Source organism: Coleofasciculus sp., from assembly GCF_046565525.1.
Taxonomy (GTDB): Bacteria; Cyanobacteriota; Cyanobacteriia; order Cyanobacteriales; family Coleofasciculaceae; genus Coleofasciculus.
In genome coordinates, this window is sequence record NZ_JBKHUP010000096.1 from 14,738 (window position 1) to 28,376 (window position 13,639).

Below are 13,639 nucleotides of genomic sequence, written 5' to 3' on the forward strand. Positions count from 1 at the left end.
AAAACTCAAAACTCAAAACTTTCTATGGTTTATACATCCAGCCAACCTAATGAACAGTTGGCTCAATGGTTATATCGCTTAGTGGACATCCTTCGTAGCCAAGGAGGTTCGACTTGGCGCAGGTTGGTTCAGACTGTTTCTGGCAAAACGGCTGTGATTGAGCTAGATGGAACTCAGTTGCGACTGTGGGCTCAAGAAAATGAGCAGTTACAGGTTCACATCGAATCCCTAGCGGAACCCCAACCCGTTCATTTTTGCAGTGATGCTGAAACCCTCAGAGATATCATTACTGGCTCTGTGACATTGGATGCGGCTGTAATGAGTGGCAAAATTTATGTCCGGGGTGATTTACCCGACTTACTGGGTATCAATCAGGTAGTCATGGGGATTTTAGCCGACAGTGCGATTAATCTACAGTTGCAACGTCTCTGGAACGAGTTTGATCACGTCTGGTTGCGTCTCCCCTCTCCTCCCCCTTGTCGCTCGCTTGATCAACAAAAACCATCCCGTGGTTATCTGATCAACCAGATACCCGCCGATGTACTTAACATTGAAGTCGATTGACTTCACCCGAAAGGGCGATATATTTTAATTTGTTGTCGCCTGCTTGGTAAAATTTACGGAGTTTTACCAAGATTCTTAATGAAGATTTAAGATTTCTGACAATTTTCGTTATTCGTGGCGATCGCGCCTATTGTGATATAGAGAGCGCCGATTAAGGGCGATACTAACTATCTGTTCACTCAGTTGCCATAACGAGCTAACTATTTTATGACTACTCTACCTACACTGATTCGTTCCCTTGCTTTAACCACCCTGCTCAGCTTTATTGCTCCCGTTGTACTCTTCTTGGCATTTTTCGCCTTTCTCTGTACCCTGAGCTGGGTTCCTGGCTTGGAAACTCTCGGTCAAACAGGCGCAAACGACTTGTTGCAGTTTCTGGCGATTTTCGGCAGCGGCTGTGCTGTAGAGGGTTTGGTCGTGATTAGCTTGACCTGTAGCTTTGTGGCAGCCTTATTTGATACCTACGCCTTCTATAGCTATCAGCATCTCAACGACCACTAACCCAAACCATTGTAACCAATGATTTCCTATACTCGGTTAAATCGCCTTGGGCAACCTAGTTATGGTGCAATTAGTCTCCCGTTACGTTAAAGATGACGGGAGACTCTAAAATCGTAGACTTAAGACTACTCCGATCGCAGGGCGGTGGCTGTCTTCTCCCGGTTGAGCTTGAGAATCAACACACCCAGGGGAGGTAAGCACAAGTCCAGAGAATAGGGTTGATTGTGGAACCACCATTCATCCGTCCACTTACCGCCTAAATTCCCCATATTACTCCCACCATACTCGCGAGCATCACTGTTAAACAGCTCTGTGTAAAAGCCCATTTCTGGAACCCCGATCCGATAATGGCTATGGGGCTGGGGTGTGAAATTGCAAACCGTGACAACAAACTCTTCAGAATCCTTAGCACGGCGGATAAATGCCACCACGCTATGGCGATTGTCACTACAATCAATCCATTCAAACCCCGCTTCGGCATAATCTTGGGTATAGAGGGCAGATTCTCGTCGATAGACTTGATTCAGATCAGCCATAAACAGCTTCAATTGCTGATGGGGTTCGTATTGCAGTAAATGCCATTCTAAATCGCCCCAGACATTCCACTCACTCCACTGACCAAACTCCATGCTCATAAACAGAGTTTTCTTGCCGGGATGAGTGAACATATAGGTAAATAAGCAACGGATATTGGCAAATTTTTGCCACTCATCCCCAGGCATTTTGCCCATCATGTTGCTCTTACCATGAACAATCTCATCGTGAGACAGCGCCAGCATGTAGTTTTCAGCATGGTGATACCACATACTGAAGGTGATATTATTCTGGTGGAACTGGCGGAACCAGGGGTCCATGTGGAAATAATCCAGCATGTCGTGCATCCAACCCATGTTCCACTTCAAATTAAAGCCCAATCCGCCAACATACGTGGGCCAAGATACCATGGGCCAATCCGTTGACTCTTCAGCAATGGAGAGGATACCAGGAAAATAGCTAAAGATCACATGATTCGCCTGTCGCAGGAAATCGGCGGCTTCAATATGTTCTCTCCCCCCATACTGGTTGGTTACCCATTCTCCTGGTTTTCGGCAATAGTCCAGGTAAAGCATTGAGGCGACAGCATCCACGCGAATCCCATCAATGTGGTATTTGTCAAACCAGAATAAGGCGTTGGACACCAGGAAGTTACGGACTTCGTTGCGGTTATAGTTGAAAACTAAGGTTCCCCACTCTTTATGTTCACCCTTACGGGGGTCAGCATGTTCATACAGGTGAGTCCCATCAAAGAATGCTAAACCGTGACCATCTTTGGGGAAATGACCCGGTACCCAGTCCACAATCACCCCAATCCCATTCTGGTGACACTGATCCACGAAGTACATGAAATCGTCAGGTGTCCCATAGCGAGAGGTGCAGGCAAAGTATCCTGTAACCTGATAGCCCCAAGAGCCGTCAAAGGGATGCTCGGCGACGGGGAGTAGCTCAATATGCGTAAAACCCAGCTCTTTAACATAAGGAATTAAGCGATCCGCCAATTCCCGATAGGTAAGAAATCGCGCTCCGGGTTTGAGATCAGACACCAGAACCACGGGTTCAGGCTTCCCATCCCCTCCAATGGCGGGTTCGGCTGAAGAACCATGCAGCCACGAGCCTAAATGCATTTCATAGATAGAAATTGGCTGAGTCAGCGTATCGGTATGGCGGCGCTGCTCCATCCATTCCTGATCATTCCAGGTATAGGCATCAAGATCGGCAACAATCGAGGCGGTTTTGGGGCGGATTTCTTGGTGGAAACCATACGGGTCAGATTTTTCGTAAATATGCCCATCATAGTTTTTGATTTCATACTTGTAAGGGTCGCCAACTGCCACTTCTGGGATAAATAGTTCCCAAATTCCCGTGTCACCCTTCCGCATTTGGTGCTTGCGCCCATCCCAGTGGTTAAAATCGCCTAAAACCGAAGCGTTGCGAGCATTCGGAGCCCAAACGGCAAAGTAGACACCCTGAACCCCATCTATTTCCGTGGGATGGGCTCCTAGTTTCTCGTAGATGCGATGATGATTTCCTTCGGCAAATAGATGCCGATCAAATTCGGTTAAGCGCGGCGAACGGAAGGCGTAGGGATCGTAGATAACTCGCTCGTGTTCGCCTTCTTTGAGGCGTAACTGGTAGTTTGCCAGTTCCTTTATATCGATCTGGCATTCAAAAAAGTGAGGATGATGCACCGATTGCATCGGATAGTCTTGGCGTTGTTCTGGAAGCACAACCCACACAGCATCAGCATTAGGGAAATACACCCGCACTGTCCAGATGGTCTTTCCATCCTGTTCTAATTGGTGTGGACCCAGTATTTCAAAGGGGTCGTGATGTTGATTCCAGACAATTCGGTCAATTTGTTCAGGAGCAATCATGGGAAACATCAAGCTATCTACTTCAGTGAATGAAAGGTGGGTCTTAAATAACTTTAATATTTATATACTTTTTTGATTTTTTCTACACATTTGGGAAAACTTGGGGTATAAGCAAGAGTTATGTTTTCTCGGTTTGGTCACCGATCCAGGGCTATCCTTGAGGACAGGGTGCGGCTTCCGGCGTTTTTGGCTTCGGCTAAAACGGTGTGACTGTCCGCCACAGATCAATCAGTTGCAGCAGAAAAATATTGTGCCGGATCTCAGGAGCGAGTTCCGGGGGGGTTGATCGCTGGGCTAATTCAGCTTTAAGTTGGGCGTATTCTGCGGCTGTAAGCAGTTCCCCATCGATAGGCGATCGCGCCTCCGTGATAATCTCGGTTCTCAACACCTCTTCGGGTAGGTCATCTGGGGGAGGTAACGCCAAACTCGGTTGAGCCACCCAACCCATTAATCCCAGACAGATACTAAAAACTATACCTTTTTCCATGCTTGTAAGCTAAAGTTGGATCGCCTTGGGTTCAAACCCAAGGCTAAAAGCTCAAGTCAGCTAAAGCTGACTGAATAATAATTTTAGTCCATTTTAATAGACTCGAACTAAATTGCCCGGAATTTGAACTCCTCAGCAGGTGTCTTTGAACCCGTTTTAACGGGACGCGAACTTTTAGCTAGCTTACTCTAAAAGCTCGTTTTTTTTGTTACTGGGTAAATTCCGTATAATTAATGCCTCAAAATCATTCATTAAGTTGAGGAAAGACCAATGGAAAATGGAGTGGCTAAACTATTTGGGCAGATCCAACGGTTTGTTCTAATCAATCTTACCGGATTGACTGATAGAGTAGTAGGACTTTTAGGAGGCATTGATTTGCTGATTATAACCTATTTTAATAAAACTGTAGGGCAAACTGAAGATCCAGAAATAATACTAGAACAGTCCATTATTGAGATGCAAGAAGATTTGATACAGCTACGTCAAGCTGTTACTAGAGCTAGTGCAACTCAAAAACGCATCCACCTACAATACAATCAAGTCCAAAGTGGAGCAAACTCCGCACATGAAATGGCTACTATATTGAAAGCCCAGCTTGATGAGCAAACTGCCCTGGTAGATAACCTTAATCGCCAGCTAATTGCTCTAGACATAACATTGGATTCGTTCTGATACTGTCTCAGCGGCTTTTTGGAGAACGGGCTGTAACGATGTTTCATTGAGTTTCCAACGTTCTAGGATTTCTTTGCCAATGAGGTGTTTTCCTACCTGACGCCTGACTGGTTCGAGAAGTGGGGAGAGTCCTTTGGCAATTAGGGTTAAATTTGGCTCCATGGTTGTATGCTATAGAAGTTATGATAGGAATAGTTCTATATTAGTAGATGCGTGAGTTTGATCGGCGCTAAAGCGCATACTACAAACAAGGCTGTACTACGTGCGGCGAAGGTTTATGGCGAAGACAGCGCAACTACAAACCTTTTTATGACAGGGAATTATGAAGGTTAGTTTTGGACTTGGGTACATCGCCAGCCTAATTCTATTGGCTAGTTATCCGGTGCTGACAATATTGACAGAAGCGACTCCTGCTGTAGCGGATGATACGGGAGTGATTCGGAAAGTCGTACTCCTGGATTTATGGGAAAGGGGTAATGGGTTTCGGTTGTCTCCAGAAGTTACTCAAATTACAGTTGTTGATAATTATGCGATCGCGCAGTGGTTTTGGGACAATATTGCTGGGGAAACGGTTGTGATCAATCAAAATAATCAATGGCTTGCGATCGCGTCAACCCAAACTCCATTTACGCCTAGCACCCTGGCTAGCTACGGGATTCCCCGTGAGATGGCGCGGACATTAATCAATCGCGATCGCGCTAATCCCAACACACCGCCAGAACAACCTCCCGTAGCGAATATATTCACCCCCGTCTTACCGCAACTCCAGCAACAAACCGATACCTTAATTTTATTACCCAGCCAAATGCCGGCGTTTAAACAGCGGATTTATGTAAATAGCTTTAGGTCACCCAATACCTATAGTATTGCCTTAAGCTTGAAGCAAAACTGCAATGGAATAGCTGATTGTACCGTGGGAGCCTTTAGCGCCACGCCAGTGAATCCCAGCTATTCTCCCGAAGATGGATTCATTAAAAAAATTCCCCTCACCAACGATATCTGGGGATACTTTACACCAAGTCGATGCCAGAGTATTTGTACACCATCGGTGATTGAATGGGTGTGGCAAAATACCCATTACCGAATTGCCTTAAAAGGGATGGGTACAGATGTTAATCAAACCGAAGCGATAATGGTCAACATTGCCAATTCTGCCATTGAAGCAGGACCCCGTTAACATCTTTATATCAGTTAAAGACTTACATTTTGGTACGACATAAAAAGGTTTTAACCCATTTTAACGGGACGCGAGCTTTTAGCCAGAACTTGAGTTCAGGGCTGGCTCTTGGCTGCAAATACCCACCCGTTAACAATAGGCGAAAAAGCAGATACCATAAATCAAGTGCAGTATTGGGCGTTGTGCCCTCTGCCTTCTGCCCTCTGCCTTCTGCTTCCTTTTATGACAGACTCTTTATCATTACGCGATCGCTGTTTCCAACTGATTGATGAAATTGTCGCCGCGACGCTGAAAGGAAAAATCCGATCCAAGCAACAGGTTTACCAGAAGCTGATGTCAGGTGTCAGCAGTGGAACCGGAGAAATCTTTGAACGCTGTCTGGATGAACGCCACAGCAGCACTCAGGAACAAATCGAGAATCCGGTTAGCGAAATCAAACAAGCCAAAGCGGTGCGGGCGCAGAGGGCGCTAAATATGATTAGTAGTGAATGGGAACGGGTACAGCAGCAGAATCAGGAGTCTGTTGCGATCGCAACCGCCACCCAAGGGATTACCCAAGCTGACAAGAGCGAACGTTTGACCGCTTTTCTACGTGCGATCGACCCAAATCGGGAACCTGTCCTCAATCTATCTCAATTGGCTCAATTAGCCAAAACACTTGAGCAGGAAGCAACAGCTAGTTCTGAGAGCGATCGCGCCACGGAACTTGAACAGCTAGCCAAAGGAATTACCGGGGGGTTAGCCGCTTGGGGAAATTTGGAAAACGATTTAGTAAGCTGGATTTATGAGCAAAGTCAGGGTTCCTTGGGTTTTGAAGAACTCTCTCAACAGCGCGGACCTTGGGGACTCTGGGCAAAAAAGGTGAATCGTCCTCTACCCCAGTCTTTGTTCCAAGCCCTAGCCTCTAATCGACCCCTTGATGAATGGATTCGTCAACAGCCAACGTTAGAACTGGATGCTTGGGTAGAAATCACCGTTGTTCTCCAATGGTTACAGCGTCGGTTAGTTAGTTGGTTTGATCAACGAGTCTATAACTCCAAAATGGGAGCTAGACTCTCGATTTCCACCTTTATCGTATTTGCGGTAATCTGGTCACAAATTGCCCTTGCCTTAAATCAAGCAACGGTTCCCCAACGAGAACGCTTGATAGATAGCTGTTTTCAGGTGACACTGCAAATTCTCCGCACCTTTGCCCAACGGGAGTATTTTCCGCTTTATGGCGGTGTTTTTGCCTCCTTGAGTGGTAATTATCTGCGGAATGCGATGGATTACCTGAATGAACCCTTGCGGCGCGTCGAGGGAACCCAAGAGAAAGCCCGAATTCTTACGTTATTGGGCTATTCCCAACGGGCGCAAGGTCGATATGATCGAGCCATACAATTCCATGAGCGAGCCTTAGAGATTGCTCGTTCAGCTAACGATCGCCCTTGTGAGATTGCTAACTATAATCACTTAAGCCGCATTTGTGTGGCACAGAAAAATTATCCTGAGGCAATTAATTATAGCCAACGGGGATTAATTTTAGCACGGCAGGCGGGGGATAAGTTAGGCGAAGCCAATGCCTTAGCGAATTTGGGTTATAGTGAGGTCTTTCAAGCCCAACAGCAAGCCCTTGATCCAGATGTGTACGAAAGCGCCATTACTTACCTGCAACAAGGTCGGCAATTGTTAGAACGATTAGGCGATCGCCAAAGTCAAGCCCTTTGTTTATGTAGTTTGGGGATTGCTTATGTGGTTATGCAACAACCGCAAGAGGCGATTACCTATTTAGAACAAGGTTGGCAAGCGGCGCAATTTTCTGGGGATTTGTATTTACAAGGACTCAATTTAGCGTATCTGGCGCAAGCCTACTATCAGTTACAAAATTGGAGCAAAACAATTTATACAGGAAGCTTAGGCGGATATTTGTTGGAGCAGATTGGCACAGAAGACTGGCGCAAAGCCGTGGGATTACTCACTATTTTACAAGGACAATTGGGAGGAGAAGTGTTCCAAGACCTGTTGCAGCAGCAGCGGTCAAAAATTCTTCCCTTAATTGGGGTAGATGGGTATGATTATATTCCCGAATTGTTGGAAAAGTATCGAAATTCGATGTAATTTATCATTGGTCATTTGTCAATAGATTTTTGAATTATGATTTTAGGGTTTGATCCAGGGCGGGATAAATGTGGTTTAGCGGTGAAAGGGAAAGATCAACAGATTTCCTATCATCAAGTTGTGCCATCTGATCAGGCGATCGCAACCCTAAAAAAGTTATGTCAGCAGTTTCCCATTGAAACCATTGTCATGGGGAACCAAACCACCTCTAAGCAATGGCAAGGGAAAATTCGTGAAGTCATTTCTGCTACTGTTCCCATTGTCTTAGTCGATGAACGCTATAGTACCTTAGAAGCCCGCGATCGCTACTGGCAAATGTATCCCCCCAAGGGACTCCAACGGCTAGTTCCCCAGGGAATGCGTCAGCCGCCTCGACCGATTGATGATATTGTTGCTATTTTGCTCATCGAGCGCTACGTCTGTAAACTCTAAACTCTTATAGGATAGCGATAAGGTTTCTTAGCTAAACATTGCCTAGATGCAGGTTGGGGTCAATTCCTAGATATCCTCTCCCAGTGCTGTTTTAAACGTGGGGTATACTTCCAAAAAGTACCCGCCGCAGGTACGAGTCAAACTTGTCCTAAATGCCTGAAGGAAACGGGTAAGAAAAAGCTTCGAGAGCGGGTACACAAATGTCAGCATTGCGGGTACACGGCTGATCGGGATGTCGCCGCTGCTCAAGTAGTCGAGATTAGAGGATTGGAAGCCGTGGGACACACGGTGGTTAAGCTTTCTGAGGGTAAAGGTCACGTCCACCGAAGACGCTAAACTCTGCCTCCCTATGAAGAAAGAATCTCCCGAGTTTTAACCGGGGGAGTGTCAAAGTTCTGCTCGAATGGTAAAAGCGTAATCTCCTCCTGGTTCTAACTGGTAATCGCAACGCTCTAAAAATCGACCCAGTGGTTCTTGAATTAAAGCACGTCCCAAAGCAGGTCTGACGACTAACTGACCTTGACGGAAACGCCATTGAAACTGCCACTCATAAGCAGCCGCATGAACTTCTCCCTCGATTTTGCCCTGTTGCCAAGAGTGCTGGGTAATCCGAACGTAGGCGGTTGTTTCTGGTAAATTCTTAGAACTCACAGCTAAGCCTATTCAGGGTATTAAAGGTTATTTAGGTGACGTTCCCCTCCACTCTCATCAAAATTTAGAGCGGGGGCTTCTCCCACTGGATGCAGCTCAGGGCGCACAAGTCCAGATTCAAGCATTTTATACCAAACTACCGGAAAATACATGATTGTCAACTCTGGAACTGATACCGTGACCGATGATTATTTCGAGAAACTCAACGCCAAGTATCCGTCACGGCACAGTGAACGATATGGCTGGCTGGGAGAGAAGTGAGTACAATAAACGATGAGTCCTAAAATTATTGATAACAATGGGTAAATCTAAGCAAGAAAATAGGAGGGGATGATGACTCCGAACAATCGCTCCCAATGGGATGTTGGTAGATTTATCGAAACCCTAGCTTACTTTGAGGTTATCCCTTTTATTAGCTGTTTAAAACGTTTATTTTCAGGTAACACAAAACATCACAAACCAAGTCAGAGTGGAGAAAAACGATTGGGCAAGATACTAGTAGTCGGTGCAACGGGTGGCGTCGGGAAGCGAGTCGTGCGGCGTCTGATGGAACGGAATTATCCGGTACGCGCTTTAGTCAGAGATACTCAGCGAGGGCGAGAAATGCTCCCAGATGAGGTGGAACTGTTTGAAGCCGATATCACTATCCCAGAAACCTTAACCCCTGCCATGATGGAGGGTATCTCCGCCGTCTTATGCTGCACAGGTGTTCGGGTGCAACCTGTAGAAGGAGATACACCAAACCGGGAAAAATATTATCAAGGCATCAAATTTCATAAGCCAGAAGTTGTAGATAGTCCCGAAATTGTAGACTATCAAGGGATTAAGAATTTAGTCCAAGTCGCCGCTAACCATTTAGAACCCGGAAAACAACTCATTTTTGATTTCAAAAATCCATCAGATGACGTAAAAGAAACCTGGGGGGCTGTGGATGATGTAGTGATGGGTGGTGTGAGTGAAAGCTCAATTCGGCTGATTGATAATGCTGCATTATTCAGCGGAACTGTATCTACAGCAAACTCGGGTGGTTTTGTTTCCGTTCGCACCCGCAATTTTGATCCACCCTTAAATTTAGCCGGATATGAGGGGATGGAACTGCGAGTCAAAGGAGATGGACAACGTTATAAGTTTATTCTGCGAACAGAATCAAGGTGGGATGGGATTTCCTATTGCTATTCGTTTGATACTGAAAAAGATACCTGGATTGATGTTTGCGTTCCCTTTGAGGCGCTGATTCCGGTATTTCGTGCCAAAACTCTCCAGAATGCTGAACCCTTTGATCCGAGCCATATTTACGCCCTGCAACTGATGCTGAGTAAGTTTGAGTATGACGGCGCACTGAATCCCAACTTTGAGCCAGGAACATTTTCCTTAAAAGTGGAAACAATCAAAGCATACAAGGGTGCGACTTTACCTCAATTTATTATGATTAGTTCTGCTGGCGTCACCCGTCCAGGGCGTCCCGGAATTAACTTAGAAGAAGAACCTCCAGCCGTGCGAATGAATGACCAATTAGGGGGAATTCTCACCTGGAAGCTACGAGGAGAGGATGCGGTACGCCAAAGTGGTATTCCTTATACGATTATCCGTCCCTGTGCTTTAACCGAAGAACCAGGCGGTAAAGGTTTAGCCTTTGAGCAAGGCGATAATATCCGAGGCAAAGTCAGTCGAGAGGATATTGCTGAACTTTGCCTTCAGGCGCTAGAACAATCCCAAGCTTGTAATGTCACCTTTGAAGTGAAAGAAGCCGAAACAAGTTCTCCCGATTGGCATCATTTGTTTTCTTCCCTAAATTCGGATAACACAGACTTTTCTGAGTCAACTTGACGGATGACCCGTTTTATAGTTCTGTAGAGGGAAACTGGAATGAAGTTTGAGAACTTGCTTTAAAATTGGCAAAAATGAACAGACAAAACCCAAAAACAATGAACGAAGCCGAGGTGGAAAGACTTTGGCAAGCTTTCAGAGTTTTCGATGAAGATGGCAGTGGCGAAATTTCAGCCGACGAGTTGGGTGTCGTCATGCGATCGCTGGGTCAAAATCCCACCGACGCGCAACTGCACGACATGATTAAAGATGTGGACGTAGATGGTTCCGGTGCCATTGACTTTGAAGAGTTTAAAGCTCTCATGGTGTCCCAACAGGGCGATCGCGAAAGTCGGCTGAGACTTGCCTTTAGCGTTTTCGACGAGGACGGTTCGGGGCATATTTGCGCCAACGAACTGAAAAACGTCATGAGTAAGTTCGGGCTGACGGACGCAGAATTACAAGAGATGATCAAAGAAGTTGATCGCGACGGCGACGCTTTCATTAACTTTGAAGAATTTTGCCAACTCGTTCCCGAAGAAAACGAATCGTCAACGGGCTATCAGGATTCCTTCGTTATCGTAACCGAAGGCGATCGCGACGGCAACGCTTTCATCGACGTTGACGAATTTTGCCAGCCTGTTCTTGAAGAAAGTGAATCCTCAACGGGCGATCAGGATTCTGCTGTTGCTGCAACCGCATCTGTGCAAACACCCGCTAGCGACATAGCATCAGAGGTAACACAGCTTCAAGACATCCTCACCCAACAAGTTAAGGACGACTGCGGTAGAAAGCGTGGCACTTCTCGCCTACAAATGCAAATTGGTCTATTTCGATTGATTCAGGGCGCTGCCTATCGCTGCTTCCGCGAAAGTTTTTCGGCGAACCACGAAACCCATTTACGGGTGAGGGATTTACCCTACCGAATTTCTGATTTCACCCAGTTTGTGCGCGTTGCTATCACCTTCTACAAAGGCTTGGGCATCGTCGAAGACGCTTGCTATCCCTTGCTTGATGAAGTGATTAATTCCATCGAAGCCGAATATGCCCGCCTGCAAGATCGGATCAAAAACTGGCAGAACATTGAAAAAAGCCCAGAAATGCTAGCGGAGGCGCAGCGGATGCATGAAACCCGCAGCAAATCTGCCACAGTTCGCGAGAAATTCGCCGCTGGGGTGGAATTCGCCATCACCATGAAGAAAAAGCAGCTCCACATCGGAGATCTGGTAGAAGGAGTGCTGGCAATCAATGAACTGAATCGGTTGCGCCAACTGGAACTTAACGCAGAACTGACGCCCCCGTCGCCAAAAACTAATGGGGAAGATCCCAAGGCTTATTTAAAGCAATGGAACCGGGTGATTCTCGAAGATGATCGCGAAGAAATCGACGGCGCGATGATGCCCGTGGCTTACTGGTACGAAGATTTCATGCCGAAACTTCTGGCAGCGTTTAGTGTTTGCACGGCTGATGATATTGAAAGAAACACCAATCCCGACGAAGCCGCCTTGGATCAGTTGTATGAAGAGACTAAAGCCGTCGGAGAGTTTGATCGCTATGGTAGCGACGTTTGCGAAGAATTCCCCAACTGCACGCCCCAGCAAAAACTGGCAATTTTGCAGGCTTGGCGGCTGAGTCACCACTACCTCAACGGTGTGCAGAAGCGCCGGGAGCGTCTGGAGTTTGGTCGCGAATGTGGTGCCCTCTCCCAGTATGTGGCATTCATTGATTTATGGCTCAACCGCAGCTATGTTCGGGATGCCCAAATGCGAGTCAGTTTCCCCTACTACATCGGACCAGGGGTTTGGCGTTTCTTCCACACGTCTGCCGAAATCGTCTGCACCAAATCTCCGGAAGTCCAGCAAAAGCTGATCGGGGTTTTCAATGATTTCATCAAACTGTTCGCCACGATGTACCCTTGCCCCTACTGTCGCCATCACTTAAATGCTTATGTGGTACAAAACAAGGAAGTGGATATGTACCCCATGGAGTACCTATTGTTGGGACAGAAACTCCATGCAACCCAGTTTAGTATGTCCTTCGACAACAAGCTGGCTACGGTAACCGATGGACCATCCATGCGTTTGTTTTTCTGGAAGTTGCACAACACCGTGAATTCTTCCATCGCCCGCTCAGAAGAGTGGTATCAACGGGATGACAAAGCCTTCTACACCAACCGCTATTGGCCCAGCCTTGATGCTGAGTTGACCCGCGCCCGCGCCCTGCGTCACATCAGTATCACCACCGATCGCATCTACTATATCTACAGTATGCTCAAACCCACCGCCCGCCTGTCGGGATTTCATCTGGGATTGCAAAAGTTTTTGGACAGAGGCGACGAACAGGGTATCCAAGAGTTGTGTAAGCTTGCTGACACCTACATCAAGGAGGTAGAAAACGCCGTTTTAGAAGGAAACTTCCTGCAAGAGTCTTACAGCTTCGACCCAACCCTGGAAGATAACGCCCCTTACTTTACTCCCGAAGAAGAGGAGTTTGCTCGTAGCGGCGTTTTTGTTGAGGTTCACTAAGGGAAGCTGGGGAAGCAATGTAGAGACGTTGCATGCAACGTCTCGCGAGCTGGGGGAGGGAAAGTTATATCTTTGAATGCAACTTGGTATGAGATGTGAACTGAAAACAGCGATCGCACTTACTCGACATCATCAGGTTCAACTCCTAACTCCCGCAATCGTGCTGCTAATCGTTCTGCTCTTTCCCGTTCCGCAACTGCCCGTTCTTGTGCCTCGACAGCCCTTTCCTGCGCCTCGATAGCCTCTTCTTCCGGCGTTAAAATCAACTCTCCCTCAAGCGTCATCCACCGCAACCACAGACGGTTAATTCCTCGAA

12 protein-coding genes and 2 pseudogenes are annotated in these 13,639 nt (G+C 46.8%); 9 read left to right on the forward strand and 5 right to left on the reverse strand.

The features are described 5' to 3' along the window. Nucleotides 1-24 precede the first annotated feature (24 nt). A complete protein-coding gene (locus ACLGGO_RS27370; protein WP_446421657.1) occupies nt 25-564 on the forward strand; it encodes an SCP2 sterol-binding domain-containing protein in 540 nt (179 codons plus the stop codon). A gap of 207 nt (nt 565-771) precedes the next feature. Continuing rightward, nucleotides 772-1,065 (forward strand): hypothetical protein, encoded by a 294-nt coding sequence (locus ACLGGO_RS27375; RefSeq protein ID WP_446421658.1) that lies wholly within the window; start codon nt 772-774, stop codon nt 1,063-1,065. A 125-nt stretch (nt 1,066-1,190) separates the two neighbouring features. On the opposite strand, the gene glgB is transcribed toward ACLGGO_RS27375, so the two are convergent. Beyond that, nucleotides 1,191-3,476 carry a 1,4-alpha-glucan branching enzyme gene (gene glgB, locus ACLGGO_RS27380; protein ID WP_446421659.1) on the reverse strand — a complete coding sequence of 762 codons (2,286 nt, stop codon included), beginning with the start codon at nt 3,474-3,476 and terminating at the stop codon, nt 1,191-1,193. Between the two features lie 196 nt (nt 3,477-3,672). Further along, the gene (locus tag ACLGGO_RS27385; RefSeq protein WP_446421660.1) at nt 3,673-3,963 is read right to left on the reverse strand and encodes a hypothetical protein; all 291 of its coding nucleotides are present in this window, start codon (nt 3,961-3,963) and stop codon (nt 3,673-3,675) included. A gap of 270 nt (nt 3,964-4,233) precedes the next feature. On the opposite strand from ACLGGO_RS27385, the gene ACLGGO_RS27390 reads away from it, so the two are divergent. Continuing rightward, nucleotides 4,234-4,635, forward strand: coding sequence for a PspA/IM30 family protein (locus ACLGGO_RS27390; protein WP_446421661.1), 402 nt, complete (start codon nt 4,234-4,236; stop codon nt 4,633-4,635). Here the strand turns inward: ACLGGO_RS27390 and ACLGGO_RS27395 are convergent. Then, nucleotides 4,609-4,797 (reverse strand): hypothetical protein, encoded by a 189-nt coding sequence (locus ACLGGO_RS27395; RefSeq protein ID WP_446421662.1) that lies wholly within the window; start codon nt 4,795-4,797, stop codon nt 4,609-4,611. The genes ACLGGO_RS27390 and ACLGGO_RS27395 overlap by 27 nt on opposite strands. A 160-nt stretch (nt 4,798-4,957) precedes the next feature. Between ACLGGO_RS27395 and ACLGGO_RS27400 the strand changes: the two genes are divergently transcribed. From ACLGGO_RS27400 to ACLGGO_RS27415, 4 genes and pseudogenes are all read left to right on the forward strand, one after another. Further along, on the forward strand, nt 4,958-5,812 hold the full coding sequence (locus ACLGGO_RS27400; protein WP_446421663.1) for a hypothetical protein: 855 nt from the start codon (nt 4,958-4,960) through the stop codon (nt 5,810-5,812). Nucleotides 5,813-6,034: 222 nt separating this feature from the next. Beyond that, nucleotides 6,035-7,909, forward strand: a complete 1,875-nt coding sequence (locus tag ACLGGO_RS27405) for a tetratricopeptide repeat protein (RefSeq protein WP_446421664.1) — start codon at nt 6,035-6,037, stop codon at nt 7,907-7,909. 36 nt (nt 7,910-7,945) lie between these two features. Continuing rightward, entirely contained in the window at nt 7,946-8,341 is a 396-nt protein-coding gene (locus ACLGGO_RS27410) for a pre-16S rRNA-processing nuclease YqgF (RefSeq protein ID WP_446421665.1), read from the forward strand. Between the two features lie 21 nt (nt 8,342-8,362). Next, nucleotides 8,363-8,717: pseudogene (locus tag ACLGGO_RS27415) on the forward strand (zinc ribbon domain-containing protein); the annotation flags it as partial. An 11-nt stretch (nt 8,718-8,728) separates the two neighbouring features. On the opposite strand, the gene ACLGGO_RS27420 reads toward ACLGGO_RS27415, so the two are convergent. Then, nucleotides 8,729-8,992, reverse strand: coding sequence for a DUF3146 family protein (locus ACLGGO_RS27420; protein WP_446335665.1), 264 nt, complete (start codon nt 8,990-8,992; stop codon nt 8,729-8,731). 333 nt (nt 8,993-9,325) lie between these two features. Here ACLGGO_RS27420 and ACLGGO_RS27425 point away from each other — a divergent pair, with 333 nt between their 5' ends. Together ACLGGO_RS27425 and ACLGGO_RS27430 are read left to right on the forward strand one after the other, a co-directional pair. Further along, nucleotides 9,326-10,819, forward strand: a complete 1,494-nt coding sequence (locus tag ACLGGO_RS27425; protein ID WP_446421667.1) for a CIA30 family protein — start codon at nt 9,326-9,328, stop codon at nt 10,817-10,819. Nucleotides 10,820-10,917: 98 nt separating this feature from the next. Then, nucleotides 10,918-13,323, forward strand: coding sequence for an EF-hand domain-containing protein (locus ACLGGO_RS27430; RefSeq protein WP_446421666.1), 2,406 nt, complete (start codon nt 10,918-10,920; stop codon nt 13,321-13,323). Nucleotides 13,324-13,442: 119 nt separating this feature from the next. Here the strand turns inward: ACLGGO_RS27430 and ACLGGO_RS27435 are convergent. Then, nucleotides 13,443-13,639 (reverse strand): annotated as a pseudogene (locus ACLGGO_RS27435) (Uma2 family endonuclease); the annotation flags it as partial.